The sequence below is a fragment of the Methylobacterium brachythecii genome, assembly GCF_014196345.1.
GTDB classification, from domain to species: Bacteria; Pseudomonadota; Alphaproteobacteria; order Rhizobiales; family Beijerinckiaceae; genus Methylobacterium; species Methylobacterium brachythecii.
Genome location: NZ_JACIDN010000005.1, coordinates 159,964 through 186,426, shown reverse-complemented (window position 1 = coordinate 186,426; position 26,463 = coordinate 159,964). Strand labels below are relative to the sequence as shown.

Here is a 26,463-nt window from a genome sequence, read left to right as displayed (position 1 = left end):
CCACGATTGGCCGCGACCACGCCCGCGCATCACGGGTGGATTCCGGGTTCTCGCTTGCAGCGAGCCCCAGAATGACGGTCGCGTGTAGCGCCGGCGGCAGCCTGTCCCGTTACTGTTCGAACGCCTTCGCAAAGCGCGTCAGCGTCGGCTCGTCCGTCAGGTTCAGCTTCAATGGCGTCACCGAGATCTTGTGATCGGCGATCGCCTTGAGGTCGGAGCCGTTGCCCGGTTCGAAGCGGGCCTTGGCGAAGGCGAGCCAGAAATACGGGTTGCCGCGTCCGTCGTGGCGGGCGTCGATCGCCAGCAGCGCCTGGTTTCGCTGGCCCTGAGCCGCCACCGCGATGCCCTGTACGTCGCCCGGCTCGCAATCCGGAAAATTCACGTTGACGACGATGCCGGGCTCGATCCCGACTTCCAGGATCTTGCGCACCACGCGCGCGCCGTGCTCGGCCGAGCAGTGGAATTTGATGCCGGCCCGGCCGCCATGGCCGTAGGCCTGGCTCAGGGCGATCGACGGCACGCCGAGGATCGTCCCCTCCATCGCCGCGGCGATCGTGCCCGAATAGGTTACGTCCTCGGCGACGTTCTGGCCGCGATTGACCCCGGACAGGACGAGGTCGGGCTTGGCGTCCTTGAGGATGTGGGCGATGCCCATGATCACGCAGTCGGAGGGCGTGCCCTTCACGGCAAAACGCTTTTCCGAGATCTGGCGCAGCCGCAGCGGGTCGTTGAGCGAGAGCGAATGCGAGACGCCGGACTGGTCGTATTCCGGCGCGACCACCCAGACGTCGTCGCTGACCTGGCGGGCGATGGCCTCCAGGGTTTCGAGCCCCGGCGCATGAATGCCGTCGTCGTTGGTGACGAGAATGCGCATCAGGTGCTTGGTCCCTCGATCCGGTTGAGGCCGCCCATATAGGGCTGAAGCACGGACGGAATCGTGACGCTCCCATCCGGGTTCTGGTAGTTTTCCATCACCGCGATCAGCGCGCGGCCGACCGCGACGCCCGAGCCGTTGAGCGTGTGGACGAAGGCCGGCTTGCCGTCCTTGCCCCGATAGCGCGCGTTCATGCGCCGGGCCTGGAAGTCGCCGCAGACCGAGCAGGACGAGATTTCGCGATAGGTTTGCTGGCCGGGCACCCAGACCTCGATGTCGTAGGTCTTTTGCGATGCAAATCCCATGTCACCGGTGCAGAGCGTCATGACCCGGTAGGTCAGGTCGAGCTTTTTCAGCACCGCCTCGGCGCAGGCGAGCATGCGCTCGTGCTCTTCTTCCGACTTTTCCGGAGCCGTGATCGAGACCAGCTCGACCTTGTTGAACTGGTGCTGGCGCAGCATGCCGCGCGTGTCGCGACCGGCCGCACCGGCTTCCGCGCGGAAGCAGGGGGTGAGGGCCGTGAAGCGCAGGGGGAGTTCGTCCTCAGAGAGAATGGATTCGCGGACGAGGTTGGTCAGCGGGACTTCGGCAGTGGGGACGAGCCAGAAGCCATCACCCGCCGCAAACTGATCGTCCCGAAATTTTGGAAGCTGTGCCGTGCCGAACATGGCTTCGTCGCGCACAAGGATTGGCGGAGCCACCTCCGTGTATCCGTGCTCGGTCGTGTGCAGGTCGAGCATGAACTGCCCGATCGTCCGCTCCAGCCGCGCGAGCTGGCCCTTCAGCACCACAAAGCGCGAGCCCGACATCCGGGCTGCCGCCTCGAAATCCATCAGGCCGGTGGCTTCGCCGAGCTCGAAATGCTCGCGGCCTTCGCTCAGCCGCGCGCGCTCGGAATCGTGGCGGCGATACTCGACATTGCCGTGCTCGTCGACGCCCGGGGGGACTTCGGCTTTCGGCCGGTTCGGGATTTTTGCCAGCTCGTCGTCGAGGGTCTTGCCGGCCTGGGTCTGCTCGGTCTCGAGCCGGGAGGCGTTTTCCTTGAGCCGCGCGACCTCGGCCATCAGCTCGCCGGCGCGGGCCTCGTCCTTGGCCTTCTTGGCGCCGCCGATCTCCTTGGAGAGCGCGTTGCGCCGCTCCTGGTTAGCCTGAGCCGCCGAGGTCGCGGCCTTGCGCGCGTCGTCGAGGCCGATCAGCGAGGCGCTCAGCGGGTCGAGGCCGCGCCGGGCGAGGTCGGAGTCGAAGGCGTCGGGATTCTCGCGAATGGCGCGGATGTCGTGCATGAAACGGCTCGGCGGCTGTCATTCCGGGGCCGCGGAGCGGAACCCGGAATCCAGACACGCCGCCGGTGCAGAACGAGATGCCGTCGGCGGATCTGGATTCCGGGTTCTCGCCTCTGGCGAGCCCCGGAATGACGGGGGAGGATGATCCGGCCTGCCTTCTGTCAGTAAGCCGTCCGCATGTCCACGATCAGCGGTGCGCGCTCCTCATCTCCCTCCGTCATTCCGGGGCCGCGGAGCGGAAGCCGGAATCCACCCGTGATGCGGGTACGCGGGATCAGGTGGCAGCGTCGTGCCCAGTCGTGGATTCCGGGTTCCGCTCCGCGCCCCCGGAATGACGGAGGGCCTCCCCCCTAAGGCTCCAGTCCCGCCTCCACGCGCTTCGCCTTGCGCATCTTCTCGACGCGGCCCACCGAGAACACCGAGGCCTCGTAGAGAAGCAGCATCGGTAGCGCGAGGGAGAGCTGCGAGATCACGTCCGGCGGCGTCAGCACGGCGGCCGCAACGAAGACGAGGACGATGGCGTAGCGGCGCTTCTCCTTGAGGAAAGCCTGGTCGATGATGCCGACTTGGCCAAGCAGCGTCAGGATCACCGGCATCTGGAAGGCGAGGCCGAAGGCGAAGATCAGGGTCATGATCAGCGAAAGGTACTCGTCGACCTTCGGGAGCAGCTTGATCGTCGGCTCGCCGGCCACGCCGACCTGCTGCAGCGACACCGAGAACGAGATCAGCAGCGGCATCGCCAGGAAATAGACGACGAGCGCGCCGAGGATGAAGAAGATCGGCGTCGCGACGAGGTACGGCAGAAAGGCCTGGCGCTCGTTCCGGTAGAGTCCGGGGGCGACGAAGGCGTAAACCTGCGTGGCGATGACCGGAAAGGCCAGGAAGCCCGCTCCGAACACGCTGAGTTTGATGTTGGTGAAGATCTGCTCGAGGAAATGCGTCGCGATCAGCTCGGCATTGGCCGCGCCCACCACCGAGACGTAGGGGTGGACCAGCAGGTTGTAGATGTTCCGGGAGAAGAAGAAGCACCCAAAGAACATCAGCACGAAAGCGATCAGCGATTTGATCAGCCGGGCGCGCAACTCGATCAGGTGTTCGAGCAGCGGCGCGCGCGAAGCCTCGATGTCGGCCTCGTCCCGCTCGGTGTTCATGAAGGCTGGCCGTCCGACGGTTTCGGTTCGCTGGGTTGGGCGTGCGGCGGCGTGACGTGGGTCGTCTCGGGCTGCACGACCTCGGAGAGTTCGGTGGGCCGTGGGACGTCGTAGCTTCCGCCCTGCGAGAGCCGCTCGGTGGCCTCGTCATCGGCGCCCGCGATGGCCGCCGGTGCGGTGCTCTGCATGAGGTCTGGTGCCGGATCGGTGGCTTTCGTCGCGGTGCGGCCCTCGACGGCACTCTTCAACTCGTTGCGGATCGTGTCGACGGGGTTGAAGCTCGGTCGAAAGCTCTCGGCCTGCCGCTTCACGCCTTCGACGTCGCGCTTGATGTCGTCGAGCTCGGCCTCGCGGATCGCCTCGTTGAACTGGTGCTGGAACTCGCCCGCCATGCGGCGCACCTTGGAAGTGACCTGCCCGACCGTGCGCAAGGCCTTCGGCAGGTCCTTGGGCCCGATGACGATCAGGGCGACGCCGCCGATCAGCATCACCTCGCCCCAGCTAAAGTCCAGCATGACGTCGTTCGTCCCGCCTTGCGAGGCCGCTTGGGTCTGCTAAAAGGCCCCGAGCCTCAGCCTACGCGGTGATCGGCCGATTGCGCCGGCGCGTGGCTCGGCTCGCCCTGGTGCGGGATGGTGCGGACCGGCTCGCTCGGCATCGTCGCCACCGGAGGCTGTTGGGGCTTGGGCGCCTCGTCTTCCTCGGCCATGCCCTTCTTGAAGGCTTTGATGCCCTTGGCGACGTCGCCCATCAACTCGGAGACCTTGCCGCGGCCAAACAACATCATGACGATCACCGCCACGACGACCCAGTGCCAGATACTCAAGCTACCCATGGCGCACATCCTACAGCGCGCCGTTGACGACGCGATGCTTTTTCCGTTCGAAGAGCTGCGGCCAACCTAGGGACCGGCCGATGCGAACACAAGTTCGCTTGTGCGATGCGGTGGTTACAAATCGGCCGTCTAGCCATGTCTCGCGGCGTCAGGCCGCGGCGGCGAGCCCCGCCTCGAAGCGGCTACGCGCCTCGGCCACGTCGAAGGTCTCGGATCGATCCGAGAGCCGGGCCAGCGCGGCCTGCGCCCGCTGCAGAGGCTTCCCGGCGAGCAGCGGTGTTCCCTCGACGACACTGCGCATCTGCCGCATCTGGCCGTTGCAGTGGAGCGCGACGTCGATTCCGGCGGCGAAAGCGGATTCGGCGCGCCGGCGGTAGGAGCCCTTGAGCGCCTTCATCGAGAGGTCGTCGGTCATCAGCAGGCCGTCGAAGCCGATAGCGCCGCGGATGATCTCCTCGACGATCACGGGCGACAGCGTGGCCGGCTTCTTCGGGTCGAGATGCGGGTAGACAACGTGCGCGCTCATCGCGAGCGGCATGTCGGCGAGCGCCTGGAACGGCCGGAAGTCGGTGGCCTCGAGGCTCGCCCGGTCGGCATCGACCACCGGAAGCTGCATGTGGCTGTCGCTGGTGGCGCGGCCATGTCCGGGAATGTGCTTGATCACCGGAAGCACGCCGCCGGCCATCAGGCCCTCGGCCACCGCGCGGCCGATCTCGGCGACCGAGGTCGCGTCATGGGCATAGGCGCGGTCGCCGATGATCTCGTGGGTGCCCTCGACGGGCACGTCGAGCATCGGTGCGCAATCGACGTTGATGCCGACATCCGCCAGATCGTGCGCCATCAGCCGCGCGCCGAGCCAAGCCATCGCCTTGGCCGAGCCGTTGAGCCTGCCGAAGCGGGCGCCGGCCGGATATTTCGGCCAGAAGGGCGGTCCCATGCGCTGTACGCGGCCGCCTTCCTGGTCGATCAGCACCGGCGCATCGGCGCGGCCGACGGTGTCGCGCAAGGCGGCGGTCAAGGCACGCACCTCGTCGGGCGTACCGATGTTCCGCTTGAACAGGATGAAGCCCCAGGGCTGCACGTCGCGAAAGAACGCAGCCTCACGCGCCGTAAGCGTCTTGCCGGAACAGCCGAGGATCAGAGCACGGCAGGTCATGACTTGCGGGGTGTCCCAACGACTTGGAGCGGCCGAAGCGTCGAATCGTCAACGATAAACGTTGAGATTTGGCCTCACCATGCGCCCTCGCAAGATGAAACCGACCGGGAGCGCTCACGCTGCCGATCGGTGTGGCTTTCGAGAATCAGGTGAGGGCCGGGGCGGCGGCGCTCAGTTCTTCGAGACGAAGCACTGGCCGCCGGCGCCCTTCAGCTCCGTGCAGAGGCTCGCCGCATCGTTCTTGGCCAGCGGCCCGACGCGGACGCGGTAGATCGACTTGCCGCCGACTTCCGCCTGCTGGATCAGCTCGGGCTTGCCGGAGAGCTGACTGTACTTGCCCTGCATCTGGCGGAAGGCCGCGTGAGCGTCGCTCTCGCTGGCGCGCACGCCGATCTGGACCGAGAAGCCGCCGACCGAGGCGGTGGACGGCGTGGCCTTCGGAGCCGGGGCCGGAGCCGCGTCGGTAGAGGCGGTGGTTTCGACCGAGGCGACCCGCTGCGGCGCCTTGCGGGCCGGCGGGGAGGCAGCCGGCGCCGGTTCGGCTGACGGCATCGCGGGAGTGGAGCCGGAGGCGTCGGCCGTCTGCACCGGCCGCGAGGCCAGACTCCGCGTCACGCTGCGCGGCTGGGCGGTGGGCGTCTGCGACGGGGTGCTCGGGGATGCGTCGGGCATCATCATGGTCGGGATCGGCGAGACTTGGCCGGCATCGGCCGAGGCGACGCGCTGGGGCTGCTGCTGCGGCTGGCCCTGAGCCTGGGCCTGCGAGGCGGCGGTGACCGGGGTATCCGGCTTCACGGACACGGTCCGCACGCGGCGTGGCTCGCCGAGCGAATCGGTCAGCAGGGCGGTATTGCCCGGCGTCGTACCGGTGGCGCCGTTGCCGCTCGCCGAACGCGCGGCCTGGGCCACGTCGAGGGGCTGCTCCTCGCGGTTGACGACCTTGATCTGGCCGTCCTTGGCGTTGCGCTCGTAGATTTGCTTCTTCTGGTCGGGGATCTCGAGCCCGTCGGCGGTCGGCGGCGCGACCTTGAGGGGCGTCTTGTCGGCGAGAACCGTCACGGGCTCGCCGTTCGAACCGTGCGAGCGCATCAGCTTCAGGCCGAGCGCGCCACTAACGCAGAGGGTGAGCACGCCGATACCGGCGCCGAGCTGCACGAGCCGCCGGCTCGGGCGCTTGGCGGCGGGAGCACGGTAGCCGGCGCCCGAATCGTCGAAGGCGGCCGGATCCTGCTCGTCGCCGGCCGTGTGCTCGGCATAGGCGCCTTGCTCGACGCTGGCGAGGTAATGGTCGAAGGCATCGGCGGGAGAATTCTGTGCGGCAGCCTCGGCGTGGCTCGGGCCGGCTTCGAAGAAGGACGGCTCGATCCGGCCGCTTGCCGGCCGTGCGGCGGCCTGATCGCCGCGCGAGGCGAGGAGGGCGCGGAAGGGATCGTCTTGGCCGACGATGCGGGCGAGTTCCGCCAGAGGGTCGGAGCGCGACGGCGCCGGAGCTGGCGACCCGCTGCTGGCGAGGGACGTCTGACGCAGATCACGCTCGAAGGCGTCGAAATCGATCGCCGCTCGCGGAGCGTTCGTCGTCATTGTCGCTTCCTTTCCAACCCGGCCAGCTCACCGCATTTCGTCCGGTGCGGTGACACCCAGAACCGCAAGCCCAGAGGCCAGGACGCCACCAAGGGCTTCCACGAGGGCCAAACGGGCACGGGTGGACTTTCGGTCGGTTGGATTAACAATCCGTAATTGCGGCAAGTCTTTGCCCTTATTCCAAAAACTATGCAGCGAACTGGCGGTTTCATAGAGATGGAACGCGATTCGATGTGGTTCGTGAGCAACGGCCGCTGATTCCAGCACGCGCGGATACTGGGCGATCAGCCGCATCATGTCGATTTCCCCCGGATCGGTGAGGATCGAGAGGTCCGCATCGGATGCCAGCGAAGCTTTCGACAGATCTTCGCTGGGGAACGCCTCAAGTGCCTGCCGCCGCACGGAAAAGCAGCGGGCGTGGCCGTACTGGACGTAGAAGACCGGGTTGTCCTTTGACTTCTCGACGACCTTGGCGAGGTCGAAGTCCAGCGTCGCGTCGTTCTTCCGGTAGAGCATCATGAAGCGAATCGCGTCGCGGCCGACCTCGTCGATGACCTCGCGCAGGGTCACGAACTCGCCCGAACGCTTCGACATCTTCACCGGCTCGCCGGCACGCAGAAGCCGCACGAGCTGACACAACTTCACGTCGAGTACGGCTCGGCCGTCGCTGACGGCTTTTACTGCCGCCTGCATGCGCTTGACGTAGCCACCATGATCGGCGCCGAGCACGTCGATTAGTTCCGAGGCGCCGGCGAGCCATTTTTCGCGGTGATAGGCGATGTCGGAGGCGAAGTAGGTGAAGCTGCCGTCCGACTTCAGCAGCGGCCGGTCGACGTCGTCGCCGAACTGTGTGGCCCGGAACAGCGTCTGTTCGCGGTCTTCCCAATCCTCGGGAAGCTGGCCCTTCGGCGGTGGCAGGCGGCCCTCGTAGACGAGGCCCTTGGCGCGCAGCTCTTCGAGTAACTCGGCGACCTTGCCGCCGTTCGCGCCTTGCAGCGTGCGCTCGGAGAAGAAGACGTCGTGGCGGATGCCGATGGCGGCGAGGTCGTCGCGGATCATCGCCATCATCGCCTGGATCGCCGCTTCGCGGACAATCGGCAGCCATTCGTGCTCGGGCATGTCGAGCAGGTCGCGGCCGTGCTCGTGGCAGAGCTGAAGACCGACGGGTTTCAGGTAATCGCCCGGATACAGACCCTCGGGGATCGCGCCGATCTCCTCGCCCAGTGCCTCGCGATAGCGCAGGTAGGCGGAGCGGGCGAGCACGTCGACCTGCGCGCCGGCATCGTTGATGTAGTATTCGCGGGTGACCTTGCGCCCGGCCGCGACCAGCAGGCTGGCCAGCGCATCGCCGAACACCGCGCCGCGGCCATGGCCGACATGCATCGGCCCGGTCGGGTTCGCCGAGACGTACTCGATGTTGACGGGGCCGCCCGGCAGCTTTGCCTGGCCGAATTCCGCGTCGGTGAGCGCGGCGCGCACCACATCGTGGAAGACGTCCGGGACCAGCCGCAGGTTGATGAAGCCGGGGCCGGCGACGCTCGCCTCGGTGACGCGCGGATCGCCGCGCAGCTCTTCGGCCAGGGCTTCGCCCAGCGCCTTCGGATTGGCCTTGGCCTCCTTGGCGAGCACCAGGGCGGCGTTGGTGGCGAGATCGCCATGGGAGGGATCGCGCGGCGGCTCGACCACGACGCGGGAAAAGTCGAGCCCCTCGGGCAGCTTGCCGGACCGGACGAGGGCTTCGAGGGCCTCGCGCACGCGCGCCTCGAACTGGGCAAAGATGTTCATGAAGTCGATGTCCGCTGGTGCGGCCGAGCGATGGCCGCCTGTCTCAGCGCGGCGGCATAGCAATGCGCGTTCGGGGTGTCACGGAGAACGGGCGGCCTCGGTCCCTTCCCGGCCCGACATGACGAGGCTCGCCAGTCGCTCGCGCCAATCGTCGGGGAGCGGGACCGGGCGACGGGTCTCCCGATCGACATGGACGTGGACGAAGTGGCCCTGAGCGGAAACCTCGTCGTCGTCACCGCGAAAGATGCCGATCTCGTAGCGCACGCTCGACCGGCCGAGATGCGCCACGCGCAAACCCGCCTCGACGCGGTCAGGAAAAGCGATCGACGCGAAGTATCGGCAGCCGGTCTCGACGACGAGCCCGATGACCGGGCTGCGCTCGACGTCGAGCAGGCCGGTCTCGACGTGATAGCCCGCCGCGACCGTGTCGAAGAACGAGTAGTACACGACGTTGTTCACATGGCCGTAGACGTCGTTGTCGGCCCAGCGCGTCGTAATCGACCGGAAATGGGCAAAGTCCGCTCGTGTCTTGCGGTCCGGACGGTCCTGTCCGCTCATGATCTGCGCCTTTCGATATTCATCATGACCTCGCTTCACCGGGGATGAGTCGGCATCTCAGTAGAGCGCCGCGTTGAAGATGGGCGCCGGCGATAGCCCTGATCAGACCGGGCGATCTGTTCGATCCCGGGAGTTTTCGATGAAGGCTATTCTTGTTGCGGGCGCAGCGCTCGCTGCCCTGACGCTCGTGCCGGCGACGGCCGATGCGGGCGGCTTCGGACGTGGCGGCTTCGGTCACGGTGGTTATGGACGCGGCGGTTTCGGTGGCCATCACGGTGGATTCGTCGGGCATCGCGGCGGCTTCGGTGGCTATGGTCGCGGTTTCGCGGGCCATCGCGGCTTCTACGGCGGTCGTGGATACGGTCGCGGATACGGCTACGGCTATGGTCGTGGCCTCGGCTACGGTCTCGCCGGTGCCGGGATCGGCCTGGGTCTCGGCCTCGCGACGGCCGGCGCCTATGGCGGCTACGGCTACGGTGGCTACGGTTATGGCTCTTCCTACGGCTATGGTTCGTCCTACGGCTATGGCGGCTATGCTCCGACCGGCTACGGCTACGGCTACGGTGGTGGTTGCGGCGCAAGCTACGTGCCGAGCGTGAGCTACGGCGGTTGCGGCCATTGCAGCTACAGCTACGCCTATCGCTCGCCCTGCGGCGGCTACTGACACGCGTATCGGGGCGGACCTGGTCCGCCCCGACGTTTCTCAAGGCTCCGCAAGGGGCAGGCCACGATCCGCAGCGTGCCAGTGCAGGTTCGGCGTGGTCGGATGGAACTTGCCGTGCTCGCGCACGGCGTAGGTGTCGGTCATCCCGGCGATGTAGTCGGCGATCCGCCGGGCACGCCGCCCCTCATCTGCGCCATCGAGGCCCGCGCACCATTCCGCCGGCATCCGCGACGGATCGGCGACGAAGGCCGAGAACAGGTCGGCGACGATGGCGCTGGCCTTGGCGCGAACCTCGACCACCTCGGGATTGCGGTACATCCGCGCGAACAGGAACGCCTTGATCTGGCTATCCGCCTCCGCGATCCGCTCCGAGAAGGCGATCACGGGGCCGGAGGCCGCCCGGATATCCTCGACGCATTGCGGCTGCAGCCTCTCGAGCCGCCCCTCGCTCTCGACGATCAGATCCTCGACAAAGCGCGTGATGACCCGTCGCGCCAGTTCGTGGATCTTTCTCGAGGCTTCGAGCCCGGGATGGCGCTGGTCGATCTCGTCCAGGAGATCGCGCAGGAACGGCACCGTGCGCAACTCGCCCAGCTCGAACAGACCGGCCCGCAAGCCGTCGTCGAGATCGTGCGAATCGTAGGCGATGTCGTCGGCGAGCGCCGCGGCCTGCGCCTCCGGCCCGGCATAGCGGGCGAGTTCGAGATCGTTCAGCGCATTGTATTCGAGGATCGCAGCCGCGATCCCGGTTCGGCGATATCGCGGCGTCGGGGCGCCGGACTCTTCGAGCAGCGGCCCGTTATGCTTGACCAGCCCTTCGAGGGTCTCCCAGCTAAGGTTCAGGCCGTCGAATTCGGCGTAGCGCCGTTCGAGGCGCGTGACGATGCGCAAGGTCTGGGCGTTGTGGTCGAAGCCGCCATAGGTCGCCATGCAGGCATCGAGCGCGTCCTCGCCGGTATGGCCGAAACAGGTGTGGCCGAGATCGTGCGAGAGGGCGAGCGCCTCGGAGAGATCCTCGTCGAGCCCGAGAGCCCGGGCGAGCGCGCGGGCGATCTGGCTGACCTCCAGCGTGTGGGTCAGGCGCGTCCGATAATGATCGCCCTCGTGATGCACGAAGACCTGGGTCTTGTGCTTCAGCCGCCTGAAGGCGGTGGAGTGGATGATGCGATCGCGGTCGCGCTGGAAGTCGCTGCGCGTGGGCGATGACGGTTCCGGAAGCAGGCGCCCGCGCGTGGCCGCCGGATCGGTGGCGTAGACCGCTCTCCAGCGATCGCCCGGACGTCTCGTCGAATGGTCCTGCGCCAAGGTCTTCGCCATTGCGTGCCGCACCGCATGCTGACGGTGCCGCGTTGCGGTGCGTCGGCGTACTCCATATCTTGTCGTCAAGTCTCCTCCGGCAATCGGGCTCCGCCCGGGTTTCTCGGGAGGGATCGAGCAATCAAGCCGAGCTCGCCATGACCGATATCCAGCTGACCGCCCGCGCTGCCAAGCGCATCAATGAGATCATGAGCCAGGAGCCGCCCGGCAGCTCCCTGCGCATCAGCGTCAACGGAGGCGGCTGCTCGGGCTTCTCCTATGCCTTCGACATCGAGCAGATCCGTACCGAGGAGGATCTGGTGATCGAGAAGGACGGTGCCATCGTCCTCGTCGACCCGGTCTCGATCGAGTACATGGGCGGGTCCGTCATCGACTTCGCCAACGACCTGATCGGCCAGTCCTTCAAGATCGAGAACCCGCAGGCGACCTCGTCCTGCGGCTGCGGGACGTCGTTCTCGCTCTGAACCCCCCGCTTTCGTCCGGGTCGGTCGTTCCGGGGCCGCGAATTCGCGCTTCCGGAATGACGATTTGGAGACCGAAGCCTTGCCGTGTCATCGGCGCAATTGCCTGCTTTAGCGTTCTGCGGCAGTGCATGGCGCCCGTGCGAGCGGGCCGCGATGGACTGCATGTTCCTCGCGATCCAGCTTTCCGGGCCACGCCATGATTCCATCCTCCGGTCGCCGCGGCCTCAGGCAGGCGGTGCTCGCGTCGGTCTGCAGCCTCGGCTTGCTGGGCATGTTGCCGGCGGTGGCCCCGGCCGAGGCCCAGGAGGCGCCCTCCGCGGTCCAGGACGTGACGCTGAACGACGTGGTGCTGACCTTCGGCGGCACACGGGCGACGGCGGCGCAGCTGACGGCGAGCGGCACGCGCCTGTCGAAGGACGACCTCCTCGCCATCCTCAAGGCAGACGGCAAGGAGCCCTGGGCAACCCGCCTCGCCCGGCTCGATGCCGGAAGCCTCGCCATTCCCGAGCTGCGCATCGAGCAGACGAATGGCGGCATGCGCCAGACCGCGACATACCGCGACGTCATCGCACGCGGCGTCCATGCCGGGCGCATCGCCGAACTGACCTCGGCCGGTGCAGCCATCACCGTCGCAGGGTCGGCGGAGGGCAGGTCCACCAACGGCGACGGGTCCTACGGTCGGGTCCGGGCCGAGGATGTCGATCTTACGGCGCTCGCCCGCCTCTCCACGGAACCGGGCGACGGCAAGGGGCCCTGGCAGCGGCTCTATGCGGGCTTCTCGGTCGAAAACATCGCCTTCAAGGACGAGCGCGGCGTGCAGGTGAGCTTCGCCCGTCTCGCCGGTCGCGATTTCTCAGGCCGCCAGGTTCCCACGACCTGGAACGGCGCCTTCGACGCCTTCAAGGGTCTCGACCTCACGAATGGCGACGCGGCCGGGCGCGCGAAGGCCGCCGGCAACGCGGCGGACCTGATCGAGGCCGTGTCCGTCGGCAGCATGGAGGCGACCGGGCTGCGGGTGCAGGACGCCAAGGGCGACAAGCCGATCGATCTCGCCGTCGCCCGGCTCGCCTACGCGTCCGCGGGAGCCGATGCCGGGATCTCGTTGAGCGGCATCAGCTTCGCCGGCACCGGCACCCGTTCGACGATCGCCAAGCTCTCGCTGAGCGGCTTCTCCCTGGAGCCGACCATCGCCACCCTGCGACGGCTGTCGAAGCCCGGCGATGCCGCAACCGTGTCGGATGCCGACATGCGCCGGCTCACCCCGTTGATCGGCACTCTGCTGCTGTCCGGCTTGAGCGTCGATGTTCCGACTGACGAAGCACCGGGACACAAGGCATCGGCCGCCGACCCCCTCGCCAAGCCGGCCGGCGGGACGGTGCATGTCGGCCTGCGCGACGCGAGCATGACCTTCGGACCGCCGAAGGATGGCGTGCCCACGGCAAGCCGGCTGTCGCTCTCGGGCCTGACCATGCCGGCCTCGGCGGTCTCTGGTTTCCCCGTCCTCGGCTCGCTCGGCCTCTACGGCTACCGCGACCTCGACCTGAACATCGTGGCCGATTCCACCTGGAACGAGAGCGCGAAGGAACTTTCGCTGCGCGAGGTCTCGGTTTCGGGCAAGGACATGGGCACCCTGCACCTCAACGCGACGCTCGGCGGCATCGGCCCCGAGATCTTCGATCCGGACGCCGCCACCTCTGGCTTCGCCATGCTCTCTGCCACGGCAAAGACGCTCGACCTCAAGGTCGAGAATGGCGGGCTCTACGACCGCTTCATTGACGCTACTTCGAAGTCGCTGAGCCTCAAGCCGGACGAGTTGCGCAAGGAATACGTCACCGCCTGCCTGATCGGCATCCCGGTGATCCTCGGCAATTCGCCGGCGGCCAAGGCCATCGGCGCCGCCATGGGCAAGTTCGCGGCGAAACCCGGCACGCTCTCGATCAGCGCCAAGGCGAAGGGCGATTCCGGCCTCGGCGTCGTCGATTTCAGCACGGCGACGAGTCCCGGCGCCGTGCTCGACAAGCTCGAGGTCAACGCCACGGCGGAGTGAGGCGCCCGTCAGGTGCGCTGGAGCGCCGTCTTCACCTTCTCCGGCGTGAACGGCACCGAGCGCAGGCGGAGGCCGATGGCGTCGTAGACGGCATTGGAGATGGCGGCCGGGATCACGGCGGCCGAGGGTTCGCCGGCGCCCCAGGGCTTGTCGCGGGGGCGGTCGATCAACTCCATTACGATCTCCGGCACCTCCGGGAAGGTCAGGATCGGATAGTTCGCCCAGTCGATGCTCGTGACCCGCGAGCGGTCGAACATCACCTCCTCCTTGAGCACGCGGCTCACGGTCTGGATGACGTTGCCCTCGATCTGGCTGCGCACCCCGTCCGGATTGATGATCTGCCCGCAATCCTGGACCACGAAGACCCTTTTGGCGCGGATCATCCCGGAACTGCGCTCGACCTCGACCTCGGCCACCGCGGCGACGTAGGTCCGGTAGAGTTCGTACTTGACGTAGGACAAGCCGCGACCGGTCTGGACGCCGCCGCCCGCATCCTTCGCCTCGCCTTGCGGCGAGGGCCGGCTCTCCCATTTCGCGAGCGTCGCCAAGCGCTTGAGAATCTCGATGCCGCGCGGATCGTTCAGCGACCGTACCCGGTATTCCATCGGATCGATGCCGGCCGCCGCCGCACATTCATCGACGAAGGCCTCGTTGGCGAAGGTGTTCTGCATGCGTCCCGGCGTCCGGATCCAGGACGGTCGCAGCGGCGTCGTCGCGAGGCGGCGGCAGACGGTCTTCACGTTCGGGAAGCCGTAGGGGATCGCTGAATTGTGGACGATGTTGCCCGGCGCGAGCGCCGTCTCGTGCGGCAGCCTGGCGAGCGTTGCCGCCACCAGCGGCACGCTGCCGGCGGCGCCATTCGGGATATGGAACTGCGAGGACCAGGCCGTCACCGCTCCCTTGTCGTCGAGTCCTGCCGCGAGATCGATCAGGGTCGGCGGTCCCTTGGGGTCCCAGCCATGCTCGTCGGCGCGCGACCATTGCACCCGCACCGGTTTGCCGACGGCGCGAGCCAGGATGGCGGCGTCGGCTGCGGCATCCTCGTGGCCGTTGCGGCCGTAGCAACCCGAGCCCTCGACATAGATGCAGCGCACCTTTTCCGGCGGCAGCGAGAACATCGCCGAGAGCTGCGTGCGCAGAGCGTGGGTCATCTGCGAGGCGGTCCACACGGTGAGCGCGTCGCCCTCGGGCTGCGCCACCGCGCAGGACGGTCCGATCGAGCCGTGGGTGTGGATCGCGAAGTCGTAGGTCGCCTTCAGCGTGCGGGCGGCCCCGGTCATGGCTCCATCCGCGTCGCCGACGTTGGATGTGACGTCCTCCTTCACCACCGGCGTGGCGCGGACATGCTCCCAGAGCCGGCTCTGCTCTGGTAGGGTCTCGGCCTTGGACCATGTCGCCGAAAGCTTCTCGGCTGCCTTGATCGCAGCCCACTCGTTCGTGGCGACGACGCCCAAAAAGTCGCCCTCGCGCACCACTTTCACGAGGCCGGGAATGCCGGCGACCGAGGCCTCGTCAACGCCCGTCAGCCGCGCCTCGATGGCCGGGGGGCGGATCACCCGGCCGTGCAGCATGCCCGGCAGCGTCACGTCCTGCATGTAGGTGAAGCTGGCGTAGATCTTGGCCGGGATATCGAGGCGCGCCACCGGCTTGCCGACGAATGTGAACGTGTCGGGGTTCTTGCTCGGCGCGTCTTTGTCGAGCTTCAGCGAGAAATGGCCGTCCTTGAGCAGGTCGGCATACGCGATCCCCTCTCCGCCTGCGGTGGGCACCACGCGGCCATCCTTGGTGACGAGGGCATCGACCGGCGTGCCGAGCCGCTCGGACGCGAGCTGGACAAGCTGCCGCCGGGCGGTCGCGGCGGCGGCGCGGATCTGTGTGCCACCGTTCTGGATCGAGAGGCTGCCATAGGTCGGCCCCTGGTCCGGCGTCAGGGCGGTGTCGCCCTGGATCACGCGGACGCGGGCGAGCGGCAGGTCGAGCTCGTCGGCCGCCATCTGGGTCAGTGCGGTCTGGACGCCGGTGCCGAGATCGACCTTGCCGGAATAGACGATGGCCGAGCCGTCGCGTTCCAGGGAGAGGTAGCTATCGACCTGATCGAGCGCGACCGGCTTCGAGGGCGCGGTGCCGGAGGCGGCAGCAGCGGGCAGCGCGCGGCTCAGCGAGAAGCCGACGACGATGGCCCCCCCTTGGAGGATGCTGCGGCGGGAGAGCTGGGTGGTTGGCATGTTCCCCTCCCGCTCAGAGACTGGCCGCGGCGCGCTGGACGGCGCGTACGATCCGGGCGTGGGTGCCGCATCGACAGAGATTGCCGACGAGGGCCTCGCGAATCTCGGCCTCACTCGGTTTCGGCTTGTCCTTGAGGAACGCCGCCGAGGTCATGATCATGCCGTTGATACAATAGCCGCACTGCGCGGCCTGCTCTTCGACGAAAGCCGCCTGGACTGGGTGCGGCGCCTCCGGCGTGCCGAGGCCTTCGAGGGTAACGATCTTCGCCTCGGGCTTCAGCGAGGAAAGCGGCGTCACGCAGGAGCGCACGGCCTGTCCGTCGACATGGATGGTGCAGGCCCCGCACTGGCCCAGTCCGCAGCCGAAGCGCGGCCCTCGCAGGCCAACCTCGTTGCGCAGCACGTAGAGAAGCGGCGTGTCGGGGTCGTCCAGGCTCACGCTGAGCGAGCGTCCATTGATGGTCAGGGAATGGGGCCGGCCCATGCTCTCCTCCGTCCGATCAGAATTATTCTTGATACAGACAGGCAGTCTCGCCCGATCGCCGCTGGCGTCAAGCGCGGCGACGTCGTTCGACGGGGCGGCTACGTGGGAGAGAAGAGGCCCGTGCTCTCGAACTCGGCGATGTCGCCGACGAGGTCGGTGATCGAGATATCGATGCGCCGGCCGTTCTTGAGGCGCAGGGTCGAGTCGGGAATGAGCCAGATCGGCATCAGGCTGGCATGGCTGCCCGTGAGCGTGCCGGAAGCCACGACGATGCCTTCGCGTCGCTCGACGACGACGCGGTAACGTACGCGCACGGCCTCGACCCCCTCCGCCGAGACATGACCTCGCCCGGTGAGGACCTGCAGGACTTCGTTCGGCTCGAACATGGAGGAGCGATCGGGGATCGGGACGTTTCGGCAAGTACTTTGCCGTTTAATCCCGAGAAAGGGTAGCCCCCTTCGTCATCGCCGAGCCCGCGACTGCTGCGGACGGCGCCCGAAGAGCCGCTTCAGGAAGGATATGCCCCTTAGCTCAGCTCGCGCACGACGACGCGGCCGTGCTCCGTCGAGAGCGCCAGACGGCCGGTCTTCAGCGCCAGCGCCTTCTCGCCGAACAGGCTGCGCCGCCAGCCCTGGAGCACCGGCACGTCGGCGTGGTCGTCATCCGCGATCGCCTCGAGATCGTCCACCGTAGCGATGATCTTCGGGGCGATGCCCTCCTCCTCCGCGACGGCCTTGAGCAACACCTTGAGCAGCTCGACCACCGCCGCATTGCCCCCGCGCGAGCGCCCCCGCTCGGGAAGCTTGATGTCGGTGGTGTCGCGCGCGAAACCCTGCTCGACGGCGGCGAGGATGTCGGCGCCGGTCCGCGAGCGCTCGAAGCCGGTGGGGATCGTGCGCAGGCGGCCGAGGGCCTCAATGCTGCGCGGCGCCGAGGAGGCGATGTCGATGACCGCCTCGTCCTTGAGGATGCGCCCGCGCGGGACGTTGCGGGTCTGCGCCTCGCGCTCGCGCCAGGCCGCGACCTCCATCAGCACGGCGATTTCGCGGGCTTTCCGCATCCGTCCCGAAAGGCGCCGCCACGCCAGCGCCGGGTCGGCCCGGTAGGTGTCAGGCGAGGTCAGCACCGCCATCTCGTCGTCGAGCCAGGCGCCGCGATCGGTCTCGATGAGCTGCTTGGCGAGGGCTTCGTAAACCTTCACGAGATGCGTCACGTCCGAGAGCGCGTAGGTGAGCTGGGCATCCGAGAGCGGCCGGCGCGACCAGTCGGTGAAGCGCGAGGACTTGTCGATCTTTGCCTTGGCGAGGTCGTTGACGAGCTGCTCGTAGGAGACGCTGTCGCCGTAGCCGCAGACCATGGCCGCGACCTGGGTGTCGAAGAACGGGTGCGGCAGCAGCTCGCCCATCAGCCAAATGATCTCGAGGTCCTGGCGGGCCGAATGAAACACCTTCACCACGCCCTCGTCGGCCATCAGGTCGACGAAGGGCTTGAGATCGAGATCCTTGGCGAGCGGATCGACCAGCGCCGCGAAGCCGTCCGGCGCCGCCATCTGGATGAGGCAGAGCTTCGGGTAATAGGTCGTCTCGCGCATGAACTCCGTGTCGACGGTGACGAAGGATTGCGCGGCGAAGCGGGCACAGGCGTCGGCGAGTTCCGACGTGGTCGAGATCAGGTCCATTCCTGAGGCTATATCGAAGGTTCCGGGCTCAGGCGAGGCGAAGTCCGCCAATACGAGGTGGACGTTTGGCTGGGCGGATGCGCCTTGGCCAAGGTCCGCGCCTTGACTTGCCCGGCATCGCGTGAATGGTGCCGGCCTTCATTCCCAAGAGCCCGTCATGCACCGTTACCGTTCGCACACCTGCGGGGCGCTTCGCCCGTCCGATGTCGGGCAGACCACGCGTCTGTCGGGCTGGTGCCATCGTATCCGCGACCATGGCGGTGTGTTGTTCATCGATCTGCGCGACCATTACGGCCTGACGCAATGCGTGGTGGATTCCGATTCCAAGGCGTTCAAGCTTGCCGAGTCCGTGCGCTCGGAATGGGTGATCCGCCTCGACGGCCGCGTCCGTACCCGGCCCGCCGGCACCGAGAATGCCGAGCTGCCAACGGGCTCGATCGAGGTCTATATCGACGACATCGAGGTGCTCGGCCCCGCGGCTGAACTGCCGCTGCCGGTCTTCGGCGACCAGGAATATCCGGAAGAGACGCGCCTCGCCTACCGCTTCCTCGACCTGCGCCGCGAGAAGCTGCACGCCAACATCATGAAGCGCGGGGCGATCATCGACTCGCTGCGCCGTCGCATGCGCGAGAGCGGCTTCTTCGAGTTCCAGACGCCGATCCTGACGGCCTCCTCGCCCGAAGGTGCGCGCGACTTCCTGGTGCCGTCCCGCCTGCATCCCGGCAAGTTCTACGCGCTGCCGCAGGCGCCGCAGCAGTTCAAGCAGCTCACGATGATCGCGGGCTTCGACCGCTACTTCCAGATCGCGCCCTGCTTCCGCGACGAGGATCCGCGCGCCGACCGTCTGCCCGGCGAGTTCTACCAGCTCGACGTCGAGATGAGCTTCGTCACGGAGCAGGACGTCTACGCCACGATGGAGCCGGTCGTCCGCGATACCTTCGTGGAGTTCGCCGACGGCAAACCCGTCACGGAGACGTTCCCGCGGATTCCCTATGCCGAGGCCATGCTCAAATACGGTTCGGACAAGCCGGATCTGCGCAACCCGCTGATCATCGCCGACGTGTCGGACGAGTTCGCCCGCGACGAGGTCGAGTTCAAGGCGTTCAAGGGCGTGATCAAATCCGGCGGTGTCGTGCGCGCGATTCCCGCGACGGGAGCGGCCGGCCAATCGCGCTCGTTCTTCGACAAGCTGAACGACTGGGCCCGCTCCGAGGGCGCGCCGGGCCTCGGCTACGTCGTGTTCGAGGACGAGGGCGGCACGCTCACGGGCAAGGGCCCAATCGCGAAGTTCATTCCCGCCGAGGTCCAGGCGATCATCGCCGAGAAGGCCGGTGTGAAGGCTGGCGACGCGGTGTTCTTCTCGGCCGGCACCGAAGACAAGGCGGCGGCGCTCGCCGGCAAGGCGCGCAACCGCATCGCCGACGAACTCGGCCTCGTCGACCGCGACCGCTACGCCTTCTGCTGGATCACCGACTTCCCGATGTACGAGTGGAACGAGGACGAGAAGAAGATCGACTTCTCGCACAACCCGTTCTCGGGCCCGAACGTCAGCCACGAAGAGTTCCTGGCGCTCGACCCGGCCGACACCGAGGCGGTGCTGAAGCTCAAGGCCGTGCAGTACGACATGGTCTGCAACGGCTACGAGGTCGCCTCGGGCTCGATCCGTAACCACCGCCCCGATGCGATGGTGAAGGCCTTCGAGATTGCCGGTTACGGCGAAGCGGATGTCCATGCCCGTTTCGGCGGCATGTATCGCGCCTTCCAGTATGGGGCGCCGCCCCACGGTGGCATGGCGGCGGGCATCGACCGTCTGGTGATGCTGCTCGTCGGCGCGATCAACCTGCGCGAGGTGACGCTGTTCCCGATGAACCAGCGGGCCGAGGATCTGCTGCTCGGTGCGCCGTCGGAGGCCACGCCGAAGCAGCTGCGTGAGCTTCACATCCGGTTGAACCCGCCCGAGAAGAAGGCCTGAGGGCCGGGCGGGGGCTGGTGATCCGCTCCTGCGTCTCCCTCTCCCCTCTGCGGGAGAGGGTGGGCCTCGCGTCAGCGAGGGTCGGGAGAGGGGTGCGCCCTCTCCGGACACGTCGCTCCCCTCTCCCGACCCGCTCTGCGGGCCACCCTCTCCCGCAGAGGGGAGAGGGATCTCCGCCTTCCGGCGGGGATTTCGCGACGTGACCCTCACCGCCATCGTCGTCTCCCACGACAGCGCCCAGGCGCTGCCGGATTGCCTCGCGGCCCTCGCGCGCGAAAAGATCCCCGCCATCGTCGTCGACAATGCCAGCCGCGACGCCTCGGTGCGGGTAGCCGAGGCGGGGGGTGCCCGGGTGGTGCGCAACGCGCGCAACGAAGGCTACGGCCGTGCCAACAATCGCGGTGTGAGGGCGGCGGAGGGGGCGAGCCATGTCGTCATCCTCAACCCCGACCTGATCCTGCAGCCCGGCGCCGCGCGCGCCCTGATGGCGGCGGCCGAGGCCTATCCCGATGCTGGCTTGTTCTCGCCGCGCATCATGGAAGCCGATGGACGTTACTTCTTCCAGCCGCGCTCGCTGCTCTCGCCCTATCTCCACAATCCGAAGGGCATTCGCTCCCTGCCCGAGGGCGATGCCTGTGCGCCCTTCCTGATGGGTGCGTGCCTGATGGCCGAGCGCGGCCTGTTCCTGGAGCTCGGCGGCTTCGATCCCAACATCTTCCTGTTCTTCGAGGACGACGACCTCTGTCGGAGGGTCGCGGATACCGGCCGGGCACTGATCCACGTCCATGACGCGGTAGCCTTGCACGGGCGCGGAAAATCCTCGTCGCCGGAGCCGGGACGGGTCTTCCGCACACGCTGGCATCAGGCTTGGTCGCGCAGCTACGTTTCCCGCAAATACGGTCTGCCCGATCCGAACCTGAAGATGCTCGCGGTGAACGCGCCGAAGGCTGCGCTCTCGGCACTCCTCCTGCGTCGAGCCGGCATGGAGCGCTATGGAGGCTCGGCCGCCGGGGCATTCGCAGCCCTGCGCGGACGACAGGCCCTTGCGCGCGAAGACCTCGGCCGGGACGAGCCGGCGTGAGGCCTACGCCGACCCTCGCCGAGGCGCTCGCGCGTCCGCACAACGCCTTCTCGATTCTGCGGCTCGCCCTGGCCCTGGCAGTGGTGGTCTCGCACGCCTTCAGCCTTCCGACCGGGCGCGTCGAGGACGAGCCTCTGTTCGGCCTGACCGGCTTCTCCCTGGGCGAACACGCGGTGAACGGCTTCTTTGCCGTATCCGGCTTCCTCGTCACGATGAGCCTCGATCGCCGGGGCTTGCGCGACTACGTCCTCGCCCGTACGCTGCGCATCCTGCCCGGCCTCGTCGCGGCGACGCTCGTGGTCTCGCTGGCACTCGGCGCTGCGATGACGCGGCTGCCATTGGCCGAGTATTACGGCTTGCCGGATCTCTGGCGCTTCATCCTGGGCACGCTGACGAGCTTCAAGAGCCACGCGAGCCTGCCGGGCGTGTTCGAAGATAATCCGATCCGCAGTCCGCTCGGAACCGTCTGGACCCTGAAATACGAGACCCTCTGCTATCTCGGCGTATGTCTGGCCGGGCTGCTGAGGCTGCTGCGCGGGCGCTGGGTCTCGCTCGTTCTGGTCGCGGGCCTATCCGTCGCGCTGATCGCGGTCGCGGCCGTGAACCCGGCCATGCCGAAGGGCATCGAGACGGCCTTGCGCCTGCCGCTGATCTTCGCCGGGGGCGCCGCGCTTTACCTCTGGCGAGACCGGGTGCGGCTCTCGGCCTGGCCGCTTCTCGGCCTCGCTCTGGCGCTGCTGCTCCGAGACACCCCGCTCTATCGGACCGTGTTGTTCCTGGCCGAATGCTACGCGGCGATCTGGATCGCCTTCGTGCCTGCGCTCGGCCGCCCTGCCCTCGATCTGCCGGCGGATCTTTCCTACGGCGTCTATCTCTACGGCTGGCCGATCCAGCAGACGCTCTACGCGCTCTGGCCCCAGGCCTCGGTGTCGGCGCTGCTGGCGGCTTCGCTCATGCCTTCGCTCGGCGTCGCGGCCTTGTCTTGGTACGCGATCGAGAAGCCGGCGCTGCGGCTCAAGGCGCGTGCCATGGGGCGGCGCACCATCGGCACCATCGAGCCGGCGAGACCGTGAGCGGGCTCCCTCCCCCCGCCGCCATCGCCCTCGCCGTGCGTCTGCTGGAGGCCGAAGGCTTCGTCGTTACGGCGCGGAACGAGCGCGGCGACAGCGTCTATCTCTCGCCTCCCGGCGAGGCGTTTGCGCTGCGCGTCTCCAACCACGCCCGGACCCCGAAGCAGCGTCGAAAGCACCCGGAGGTGCTGACGAGCCTCGTTCTCCACGGCTCGACGACTCCCGCGCAGATCGAGGCGCTGGCAGCGCGAAGCCTGCGGGTGTTTCGGATCGAGCGCGAGCGACGCGCGAATGTGCCGCCCTGAACGGCTTTATGCCTTCTTCGGATAGGGCGTTTCGCCCCGCTCCAGCATCGCGACGAAGCCGGCGATGCGCTTGGCGCGCGTCTCCGCGCGTTTCGCATCGTGGATGCGGTAGAGGATCGCGTAGCGGTTCTGCCGGTCGAGGTTTTCGAATTGGCGTTTCGCTCCCGGCGCAGCGTCTAACGCGGCGGTGAGGTCCGCGGGGACTTCGATGCGGCTCGACGGTGCGTAGGCCGCCTCCCAGCGTCCGTCGGCGCGGGCCGCCTCGATCTCGGCGAGACCCGCCTCTCGTACCCGCCCGGCAGCGACCAGCGCCTCGGCCTTCTCGCGATTGACCAGCGACCATTTCGAGCGCGCCCGCCGCGGCGTGAAACGGATCAGCCAGCAGCTCCCATCGAAAGGCGCGGCCTGTCCGTCGATCCAGCCATGGCAGAGCGCGCCTTCGATCGCCTCCGGCTGCGTGACGCTGGCGAGATCTGAGCCCTTCTTAGCGAGCTTGAGCCAGATCCCCGGCGTGGTGCGCGGATTGGCTTCGAGCCAGGACTCCCATTCGGCGAGACCTGCGAAGGCGAGAATGGGAAGGCCGGCCTTCTCGGCCACCGGTCCCTACTCCGGGTCGCGCAGATACGGCTCGACTGGGCCCTTCAGCTTCACCGTCATCGGATTGCCGGCGCGGTCGAGGGTCTTGCCGGCCGAGAGCCGCACCCAGCCCTCGCTCACGCAGTACTCCTCGACATTGGTCTTCTCGACGCCCTTGAAGCGGATGCCGATGCCGCGCTCCAGCAGCGCCTCGTCGTAATACGGGCTGTTCGGGTTGACCGAGAGGCGGTCGGGCAAGGTCGTGGACGGGGTGTCGGACATCGTCGGGCTCGGATCTGTGATCGTTGATCGGGGTAGGAGATTCAGGCCTCGTTCGCAACGCCGTGCGCCGCCCGCGCGGCTGAGGCGAGTTCCGCGACGCGGTCGCTGGAGAGCAGAGGAATCAGCCGGCTCACCGCCTCGGGCGGCAGGTCCCACCAAGCCGCGTCCAGCAGCGCGTCCACCGTCGCGTCGTCGAAGCGCCGACGGAGCACCCGTGCCGGGTTGCCGGCGACGATCGCGTAGGGCGCCACGTCGCGCGTGACGACGGCGTTCGCTCCAATCACCGCGCCGTGCCCGATCGTGATGCCCGGCAGGATCAGGCAGCCGGTGCCGAGCCAGACGTCGTGCCCGATGGTGATGCCGCCGCGCGAGCGCTCGTAGTCCTCGGACGCCTCGGCATCCGGCCAGAGCCCGCGCATCGCCGCGAACGGGTAGGTGGTCACCCAATCGTGTCTGTGATTGCCCCCCATCAAAAGCTGGACGTTGCTGGCAATGGAACAGTATCGACCGATCGTCAGCGGGTGGCCCGATTCAGGGTAGCGCACCCGGGGCCGGCCGTAGGAATACGCGCCGATCGAGTAGTGCCAGCGCTTCGCGAGCTTCTGAAGGTGAAGTCTCGTCTCGTTGTGTGGGTTGCGCCCTTGCCGCAGGCGGTGCACCACATCGGCAAGACGAGAACGACGCGGCTCAAGCACGCGTGGCGCGGCCGAACCGCAAGGCAGTGGGAGGAAAAGCCATGGCCGATACTATGTCCGAAGATCTGAAGGCCGGAGCGCTCGTCTATCACCGCCTGCCGCGCCCGGGGAAGCTGGAGATCCAGGCGACGAAGCCGCTCGGCAACCAGCGCGACCTGGCGCTGGCCTATTCCCCCGGCGTCGCCGCCGCCTGCATGGCGATCCACGAGGATCCGCAGGAGGCCGCCACCCTCACCATCCGCCAGAACCTCGTCGCCGTGCTCTCGAACGGTACCGCGGTGCTCGGCCTCGGCAATATCGGCCCGCTGGCCTCGAAGCCGGTGATGGAGGGCAAGGCCGTCCTCTTCAAGAAATTCGCCGGTATCGACGTCTTCGACATCGAGGTCGACCAGACCGATGTCAGCAAGCTCGTCGACGTGGTCTGCGCCCTGGAGCCGACCTTCGGCGGCATCAACCTCGAAGACATCAAGTCGCCCGAGTGCTTCGAAGTCGAGGAGCAGTGCCGGGCGCGCATGAAGATCCCGGTCTTCCATGACGACCAGCACGGCACGGCGATCATCGTCGCGGCCGCCGTGCTCAACGGCATGGAACTCGCCGGCAAGCGGCTCGAAGACGTCCGCATCGTCACCTCGGGTGCCGGCGCGGCGGCGATCGCCTGCCTCAACCTGCTGGTCGCCCTCGGCGTCCGGGTCGAGAACATCACCGTCACCGACATCAAGGGCGTGGTCTACAAGGGCCGCACCGAGCTGATGGACCGCTGGAAGGACGTCTACGCGAAGGAGACGGAGGCGCGTACGCTGGCCGACGTCATCCCCGGCGCCGACGTGTTCATCGGCCTCTCGGCCGGCGGCGTGCTGAAGCCGGAATACCTGGAGAAGATGGCCGAGAAGCCGCTGATCATGGCGCTCGCCAACCCATACCCCGAGATCATGCCGGACCTCGCCGAGGCGAAGCGGCCCGACGCGATGATCTGTACCGGGCGCTCGGACTTCCCGAACCAGGTCAACAACGTCCTCTGCTTCCCCTACATCTTCCGCGGCGCGCTCGATGTCGGCGCCACGGCGATCAACGAGGAGATGAAGAAGGCGGCGGTGAAGGCCATCGCGGCGCTCGCCCACGAGACCACATCGGACGTCGTCGCCCGCGCCTATGGCGGCGAGGTGCGTCCCTTCGGACCGAAATCGTTGATCCCGAGCCCGTTCGATCCGCGCCTGATCCTGCGCATCGCCCCGGCCGTGGCCAAGGCGGCGATGGATTCCGGCGTGGCCGGCCGGCCGGTCGAGAACATCGAGGCCTACGCCGAGTCGCTCGATCGCTTCGTCCACCGCTCGGGCTTCATCATGAAGCCGCTCTTCTCGAAGGCGAAGGCCGACCCGAAGCGCGTGATCTACGCCGAGGGCGAGGACGAGCGCGTGCTGCGTGCCGCCCAGGCCATCGTCGAGGACGGCGTCGCCCGTCCGATCCTGGTCGGCCGCCAGCGTGTGATCGAGGTGCGCGTCAAGCGCTTCGGCCTCAGCCTGCGCCAGGGCGAGCATTTCGACCTGATCGATCCCGATGACGATCCGCGCTACCGCGACTACGTCGCGACCTATCTCGACGTGGCCGGCCGCAAGGGCATCACGCCCGATCTCGCCCGCACCCTGGTGCGCACCAACTCGACGGTGATCGGTGCGCTCGCCGTGCGCCGCGGCGAGGCCGATGCGCTGATCTGCGGCCTCGAAGGCCGCTTCGACACGCGGCTTCGCGTGATCCGCGACATCATCGGCCTCGCGCCGGGCGTCCGCGATCTCGCGGCGATGAGCCTGATCGTCACCAAGAAGGGCGCCTTCTTCCTCGCCGACACCCATGTTCGAAAGGACCCGAGCGCGGAAGAGATCGCCGACATGACGCTGGCCTGCGCGAACCACGTCGGCCGTTTCGGGCTGACGCCGAAGATCGCGCTGCTCAGCCACTCCGATTTCGGCCAGTCGGACAGCGACTCCTCGGTGAAGATGCGCCGCGCCCTCGAACTGATCCAGGCCCGCGACGCAGGGCTCCAGGTCGACGGCGAGATGCAGGCGGATTCGGCGCTCTCCGAGCTGATCCGCGACAAGGTGTTGCCCGGCTCACGGCTCAAGGGCGCGGCCAACGTGCTGGTCTTCCCGAACCTCGATGCGGCCAACATCGCCTTCCAGTTCGCGAAGGTGCTGGCGGATGCTCTGCCGGTCGGCCCACTGCTGATCGGCCCGGCCAAGCCGGCCCACATCCTGACGCCCTCGGTGACCGCCCGCGGCATCGTGAACGTCACCGCGGCGGCAGTGGTCGAGGCTCAGTCCAGCCACCAACTCTCGGTGGCGGCGGCCGAACCTGGTGCCGGACTGATCGCGGAGTAGGCTGGTTC

25 protein-coding genes are annotated in these 26,463 nt (G+C 67.6%); 8 read left to right on the top strand and 17 right to left on the bottom strand.

Annotated elements, in window-relative coordinates; translation table 11 throughout:
• Positions 1–109 precede the first annotated feature (109 nt).
• The 9 genes from surE to GGR33_RS14410 all read right to left on the bottom strand — a co-directional run bounded on the left by surE (position 110) and on the right by GGR33_RS14410 (position 9,223).
• The gene (surE, locus tag GGR33_RS14450; protein ID WP_183506379.1) at positions 110–874 is read right to left on the bottom strand and encodes a 5'/3'-nucleotidase SurE; all 765 of its coding nucleotides are present in this window, start codon (positions 872–874) and stop codon (positions 110–112) included.
• Positions 874–2,157 carry a serine--tRNA ligase gene (serS, locus tag GGR33_RS14445; RefSeq protein ID WP_183506377.1) on the bottom strand — a complete coding sequence of 428 codons (1,284 nt, stop codon included), beginning with the start codon at positions 2,155–2,157 and terminating at the stop codon, positions 874–876. Before serS ends, surE begins: the two co-directional genes overlap by 1 nt.
• Before the next feature lie 350 nt (positions 2,158–2,507).
• Complete coding sequence (tatC, locus tag GGR33_RS14440; protein ID WP_183506375.1) at positions 2,508–3,308, bottom strand: twin-arginine translocase subunit TatC; 801 nt, start codon at positions 3,306–3,308, stop codon at positions 2,508–2,510.
• Positions 3,305–3,823, bottom strand: coding sequence for a Sec-independent protein translocase protein TatB (tatB, locus tag GGR33_RS25970; RefSeq protein ID WP_246413147.1), 519 nt, complete (start codon positions 3,821–3,823; stop codon positions 3,305–3,307). The genes tatC and tatB overlap by 4 nt, the downstream gene beginning before the upstream one ends.
• A 56-nt stretch (positions 3,824–3,879) precedes the next feature.
• Complete coding sequence (locus GGR33_RS14430) at positions 3,880–4,143, bottom strand: twin-arginine translocase TatA/TatE family subunit (RefSeq protein ID WP_183506373.1); 264 nt, start codon at positions 4,141–4,143, stop codon at positions 3,880–3,882.
• Between the two features lie 148 nt (positions 4,144–4,291).
• A complete protein-coding gene (gene nagZ, locus GGR33_RS14425; protein WP_183506371.1) occupies positions 4,292–5,299 on the bottom strand; it encodes a beta-N-acetylhexosaminidase in 1,008 nt (335 codons plus the stop codon).
• 171 nt (positions 5,300–5,470) lie between these two features.
• A complete protein-coding gene (locus GGR33_RS14420) occupies positions 5,471–6,880 on the bottom strand; it encodes an SPOR domain-containing protein (protein ID WP_183506369.1) in 1,410 nt (469 codons plus the stop codon).
• A gap of 27 nt (positions 6,881–6,907) precedes the next feature.
• Positions 6,908–8,665 (bottom strand): arginine--tRNA ligase, encoded by a 1,758-nt coding sequence (argS, locus tag GGR33_RS14415; RefSeq protein WP_183506367.1) that lies wholly within the window; start codon positions 8,663–8,665, stop codon positions 6,908–6,910.
• Positions 8,666–8,743: 78 nt separating this feature from the next.
• Positions 8,744–9,223, bottom strand: a complete 480-nt coding sequence (locus GGR33_RS14410; RefSeq protein ID WP_183506365.1) for an acyl-CoA thioesterase — start codon at positions 9,221–9,223, stop codon at positions 8,744–8,746.
• A gap of 139 nt (positions 9,224–9,362) precedes the next feature.
• On the opposite strand from GGR33_RS14410, the gene GGR33_RS14405 reads away from it, so the two are divergent.
• On the top strand, positions 9,363–9,887 hold the full coding sequence (locus tag GGR33_RS14405; protein ID WP_246413145.1) for a hypothetical protein: 525 nt from the start codon (positions 9,363–9,365) through the stop codon (positions 9,885–9,887).
• A 39-nt stretch (positions 9,888–9,926) separates the two neighbouring features.
• Here the strand turns inward: GGR33_RS14405 and GGR33_RS14400 are convergent, their stop codons facing one another.
• Entirely contained in the window at positions 9,927–11,204 is a 1,278-nt protein-coding gene (locus GGR33_RS14400) for a deoxyguanosinetriphosphate triphosphohydrolase (protein WP_183506363.1), read from the bottom strand.
• A gap of 137 nt (positions 11,205–11,341) precedes the next feature.
• On the opposite strand from GGR33_RS14400, the gene GGR33_RS14395 reads away from it, so the two are divergent.
• Both GGR33_RS14395 and GGR33_RS14390 read left to right on the top strand, forming a co-directional pair.
• A complete protein-coding gene (locus GGR33_RS14395) occupies positions 11,342–11,668 on the top strand; it encodes a HesB/IscA family protein (RefSeq protein WP_183506361.1) in 327 nt (108 codons plus the stop codon).
• Positions 11,669–11,864: 196 nt separating this feature from the next.
• Entirely contained in the window at positions 11,865–13,715 is a 1,851-nt protein-coding gene (locus tag GGR33_RS14390) for a hypothetical protein (RefSeq protein ID WP_183506359.1), read from the top strand.
• An 8-nt stretch (positions 13,716–13,723) separates the two neighbouring features.
• Here GGR33_RS14390 and GGR33_RS14385 read toward each other — a convergent pair whose 3' ends face one another.
• From GGR33_RS14385 to rnd, 4 genes are all read right to left on the bottom strand, one after another.
• Complete coding sequence (locus GGR33_RS14385) at positions 13,724–15,940, bottom strand: xanthine dehydrogenase family protein molybdopterin-binding subunit (protein ID WP_183506357.1); 2,217 nt, start codon at positions 15,938–15,940, stop codon at positions 13,724–13,726.
• A 13-nt stretch (positions 15,941–15,953) separates the two neighbouring features.
• Positions 15,954–16,424: a (2Fe-2S)-binding protein gene (locus GGR33_RS14380; RefSeq protein WP_183506355.1), complete on the bottom strand. Its 471-nt coding sequence runs from the start codon at positions 16,422–16,424 to the stop codon at positions 15,954–15,956.
• Positions 16,425–16,522: 98 nt separating this feature from the next.
• Positions 16,523–16,810: a hypothetical protein gene (locus GGR33_RS14375; protein ID WP_183506353.1), complete on the bottom strand. Its 288-nt coding sequence runs from the start codon at positions 16,808–16,810 to the stop codon at positions 16,523–16,525.
• 140 nt (positions 16,811–16,950) lie between these two features.
• Positions 16,951–18,102, bottom strand: coding sequence for a ribonuclease D (gene rnd / locus GGR33_RS14370; RefSeq protein ID WP_183506351.1), 1,152 nt, complete (start codon positions 18,100–18,102; stop codon positions 16,951–16,953).
• A gap of 157 nt (positions 18,103–18,259) precedes the next feature.
• Between rnd and aspS the strand changes: the two genes are divergently transcribed.
• The 4 genes from aspS to GGR33_RS14350 all read left to right on the top strand — a co-directional run bounded on the left by aspS (position 18,260) and on the right by GGR33_RS14350 (position 22,530).
• A complete protein-coding gene (gene aspS / locus GGR33_RS14365; RefSeq protein ID WP_183506349.1) occupies positions 18,260–20,074 on the top strand; it encodes an aspartate--tRNA ligase in 1,815 nt (604 codons plus the stop codon).
• Between the two features lie 199 nt (positions 20,075–20,273).
• Positions 20,274–21,155 (top strand): glycosyltransferase family 2 protein, encoded by an 882-nt coding sequence (locus GGR33_RS14360; RefSeq protein WP_183506347.1) that lies wholly within the window; start codon positions 20,274–20,276, stop codon positions 21,153–21,155.
• Entirely contained in the window at positions 21,152–22,228 is a 1,077-nt protein-coding gene (locus tag GGR33_RS14355) for an acyltransferase family protein (protein WP_183506345.1), read from the top strand. The genes GGR33_RS14360 and GGR33_RS14355 overlap by 4 nt, the downstream gene beginning before the upstream one ends.
• A complete protein-coding gene (locus GGR33_RS14350; RefSeq protein ID WP_183506343.1) occupies positions 22,225–22,530 on the top strand; it encodes a hypothetical protein in 306 nt (101 codons plus the stop codon). Before GGR33_RS14355 ends, GGR33_RS14350 begins: the two co-directional genes overlap by 4 nt.
• A 6-nt stretch (positions 22,531–22,536) precedes the next feature.
• Here GGR33_RS14350 and GGR33_RS26430 read toward each other — a convergent pair whose 3' ends face one another.
• The 3 genes from GGR33_RS26430 to GGR33_RS14335 are packed head-to-tail and all read right to left on the bottom strand — an operon-like array spanning position 22,537 to position 24,047.
• Positions 22,537–23,127, bottom strand: coding sequence for a YdeI/OmpD-associated family protein (locus GGR33_RS26430; protein ID WP_183506342.1), 591 nt, complete (start codon positions 23,125–23,127; stop codon positions 22,537–22,539).
• Between the two features lie 6 nt (positions 23,128–23,133).
• Entirely contained in the window at positions 23,134–23,388 is a 255-nt protein-coding gene (locus tag GGR33_RS14340) for a DUF3297 family protein (RefSeq protein ID WP_183506340.1), read from the bottom strand.
• 41 nt (positions 23,389–23,429) lie between these two features.
• Positions 23,430–24,047, bottom strand: a complete 618-nt coding sequence (locus tag GGR33_RS14335) for a CatB-related O-acetyltransferase (RefSeq protein WP_284211793.1) — start codon at positions 24,045–24,047, stop codon at positions 23,430–23,432.
• Positions 24,048–24,124: 77 nt separating this feature from the next.
• Between GGR33_RS14335 and GGR33_RS14330 the strand changes: the two genes are divergently transcribed.
• Complete coding sequence (locus tag GGR33_RS14330; protein WP_246413143.1) at positions 24,125–26,455, top strand: NADP-dependent malic enzyme; 2,331 nt, start codon at positions 24,125–24,127, stop codon at positions 26,453–26,455.
• Positions 26,456–26,463: the final 8 nt, after the last annotated feature.

Excerpts from the sequence above, each read along its gene's own strand:
- GGR33_RS14405 (WP_246413145.1), top strand. The coding sequence starts at position 9,363 with ATGAAGGCTATTCTTGTTGCGGGCGCAGCGCTCGCTGCCCTGACGCTC.
- nagZ (WP_183506371.1), bottom strand. The coding sequence starts at position 5,299 with ATGACCTGCCGTGCTCTGATCCTCGGCTGTTCCGGCAAGACGCTTACG.
- GGR33_RS14395 (WP_183506361.1), top strand. The coding sequence starts at position 11,342 with ATGACCGATATCCAGCTGACCGCCCGCGCTGCCAAGCGCATCAATGAG.
- GGR33_RS14340 (WP_183506340.1), bottom strand. The coding sequence starts at position 23,388 with ATGTCCGACACCCCGTCCACGACCTTGCCCGACCGCCTCTCGGTCAAC.
- GGR33_RS14385 (WP_183506357.1), bottom strand. The coding sequence starts at position 15,940 with ATGCCAACCACCCAGCTCTCCCGCCGCAGCATCCTCCAAGGGGGGGCC.
- tatB (WP_246413147.1), bottom strand. The coding sequence starts at position 3,823 with ATGCTGGACTTTAGCTGGGGCGAGGTGATGCTGATCGGCGGCGTCGCC.
- GGR33_RS14375 (WP_183506353.1), bottom strand. The coding sequence starts at position 16,810 with ATGTTCGAGCCGAACGAAGTCCTGCAGGTCCTCACCGGGCGAGGTCAT.
- GGR33_RS14390 (WP_183506359.1), top strand. The coding sequence starts at position 11,865 with ATGATTCCATCCTCCGGTCGCCGCGGCCTCAGGCAGGCGGTGCTCGCG.
- rnd (WP_183506351.1), bottom strand. The coding sequence starts at position 18,102 with ATGGACCTGATCTCGACCACGTCGGAACTCGCCGACGCCTGTGCCCGC.
- tatC (WP_183506375.1), bottom strand. The coding sequence starts at position 3,308 with ATGAACACCGAGCGGGACGAGGCCGACATCGAGGCTTCGCGCGCGCCG.
- GGR33_RS14410 (WP_183506365.1), bottom strand. The coding sequence starts at position 9,223 with ATGAGCGGACAGGACCGTCCGGACCGCAAGACACGAGCGGACTTTGCC.
- surE (WP_183506379.1), bottom strand. The coding sequence starts at position 874 with ATGCGCATTCTCGTCACCAACGACGACGGCATTCATGCGCCGGGGCTC.
- aspS (WP_183506349.1), top strand. The coding sequence starts at position 18,260 with ATGCACCGTTACCGTTCGCACACCTGCGGGGCGCTTCGCCCGTCCGAT.
- GGR33_RS14400 (WP_183506363.1), bottom strand. The coding sequence starts at position 11,204 with ATGGCGAAGACCTTGGCGCAGGACCATTCGACGAGACGTCCGGGCGAT.
- GGR33_RS14380 (WP_183506355.1), bottom strand. The coding sequence starts at position 16,424 with ATGGGCCGGCCCCATTCCCTGACCATCAATGGACGCTCGCTCAGCGTG.
- GGR33_RS14330 (WP_246413143.1), top strand. The coding sequence starts at position 24,125 with ATGGCCGATACTATGTCCGAAGATCTGAAGGCCGGAGCGCTCGTCTAT.
- GGR33_RS14430 (WP_183506373.1), bottom strand. The coding sequence starts at position 4,143 with ATGGGTAGCTTGAGTATCTGGCACTGGGTCGTCGTGGCGGTGATCGTC.
- argS (WP_183506367.1), bottom strand. The coding sequence starts at position 8,665 with ATGAACATCTTTGCCCAGTTCGAGGCGCGCGTGCGCGAGGCCCTCGAA.
- GGR33_RS14420 (WP_183506369.1), bottom strand. The coding sequence starts at position 6,880 with ATGACGACGAACGCTCCGCGAGCGGCGATCGATTTCGACGCCTTCGAG.
- serS (WP_183506377.1), bottom strand. The coding sequence starts at position 2,157 with ATGCACGACATCCGCGCCATTCGCGAGAATCCCGACGCCTTCGACTCC.